Origin of the sequence: Chamaesiphon sp. VAR_69_metabat_338 (assembly GCF_031423935.1) — a bacterium.
GTDB lineage: Bacteria > Cyanobacteriota > Cyanobacteriia > Cyanobacteriales > Chamaesiphonaceae > Chamaesiphon.
Window position 1 is genome coordinate 1 of sequence record NZ_JANPGM010000279.1, and the last position, 2,038, is coordinate 2,038.

Below are 2,038 nucleotides of genomic sequence, written 5' to 3' on the forward strand. Positions count from 1 at the left end.
CAATTCCCCATCAGTTTGCCAAAATCGCGGATACTTTACGCGGTTATCACAAACAGAGTTTTTCGAGTTGGTTAGTTTCGGCTCAACCATCGCGATCGGTATCATTGTTGCAAGAACACGATTGTCCCGCCCAATTTGTCCCCAATCCCCGCGACTTTCCGGCGATCGATAAGTTACAAATTCAGCATACGGCAGTGGCGATTAAGTATTCAGGAGTAGCAGAATTAGAAGGCTTTATTCTGCCCACATTTCGGATGGTGGTAGTTACCGATCGCGAGTTTTTCGGACAGCAATCTTTAGCCAGTTTTAGCTACGTTCGCAAGCGGCGGCAAGCAGCATCCAAACAAGTAGATCCGAATAAATTGCGCCCCGGCGATTATGTGGTGCATCGCAATCATGGTTTAGGGCGATTTATTAAGTTTGAAAGTATCCAAACCGATGATACTTTGCGGGACTATTTAACAATTCAATATGCCGATGGCTCGCTGAAAGTTCCTGCCGACCAGCTAGGTGTATTGTCTAGATTTAGGCAAGCTGCGGGTGCCAAGCCAGAACTGAATAAACTATCGGGACAAGCTTGGGAAAAGACGAAGGCTAAAGTTAAGAAATCAATTAAGAAATTAGCATTCGACTTGCTCAAACTCTACGCCGAGCGATCGCAAAAAGCCGGTTTCTCATTTCCCCCCGATGCACCATGGCAACAAGAATTAGAAGACTCATTTCGCTACCAACCGACACCCGATCAATTGAAAGCAACTCAAGATGTCAAGCGCGACATGGAAAGCGATCGACCGATGGATCGATTGGTATGTGGAGATGTAGGTTTTGGTAAAACTGAAGTGGCAATTCGGGCAATCTTTAAAGCCGTTACTACTGCCAATAAGCAAGTCATCTTTCTCGCACCGACGACGATTTTAACGCAACAACATTACCATACTCTCAAAGAAAGATTTGCACCTTACCCGATTAATATCGGCTTGCTCAATCGGTTTCGGACAGCCGAAGAGCGCAAAGATATTTTAGCACGCTTGAAAACTGGCGAACTCGATATCGTGATCGGCACCCATCAACTATTAAGTAAAGAGTTGAAGTTCAAAGATTTGGGCTTACTGACGATCGATGAAGAACAACGCTTTGGGGTCAATCAAAAGGAGAAAATCAAGACCCTCCGCAGTCAAATCGACGTGCTTACCCTGTCTGCAACACCGATTCCCCGCACTCTCTATATGTCTCTATCTGGCGTGCGCGAAATGAGTTTAATTACCACGCCGCCACCATCACGCCGACCGATCGCCACGCATTTATCGCCTTATAAAATCGACGCGATCGCGACCGCCATTCGTCAAGAACTCGATCGGGGCGGACAGATTTTTTATGTAGTGCCAAAAATCGAAGGTATCGAAGAAACTGCGGGCAAAATTCGCGAACAAATCCCCTCTTGTCGAATCGCGATCGCCCACGGTCAAATGGACGAAGCCGAGCTGGAATCGACGATGTTGACATTTAGTAATGGCGATGCCGATTTACTCGTGTGTACGACCATTATCGAGTCGGGTTTAGATATTCCCCGCGTCAATACCATCCTCGTTGAAGATGCCCATCGCTTCGGTTTAGCACAACTATATCAACTGCGTGGACGCGTCGGACGCGCCGGAATTCAGGCGCACGCGTGGTTATTTTACCCGAAGGAATCAACTCTCTCCGAGACAGCCAGACAGCGGTTAAAAGCGATTCAAGAGTTCACTCAGTTAGGTTCTGGTTATCAACTCGCAACTCGCGATATGGAAATTCGCGGCGTGGGTAATTTATTAGGTGCCGAGCAATCGGGACAGATGGATGTTATCGGTTTCGACTTATATATGGAAATGCTCCAAGAAGCAATTAAAGAAATTCGCGGACAGGAAATTCCTCAAGTCGATGATACGCAAATCGATCTCAAAGTCACGGCAATGATTCCCGCCGATTATATTGCCGATCTAGAGCAAAAAATGAGTGCCTATCGTGCCGTTGCCGCCGCCGATACCAAACAAGAACTCAC

The 2,038-nt window shown here is 47.0% G+C and carries 1 protein-coding gene; it reads left to right on the plus strand.

What is annotated here, in order from left to right:
* The coding region (mfd, locus tag RMO84_RS08215) for a transcription-repair coupling factor (RefSeq protein WP_310487979.1) at positions 1-2,038 on the plus strand (2,038 nt) is incomplete at both ends.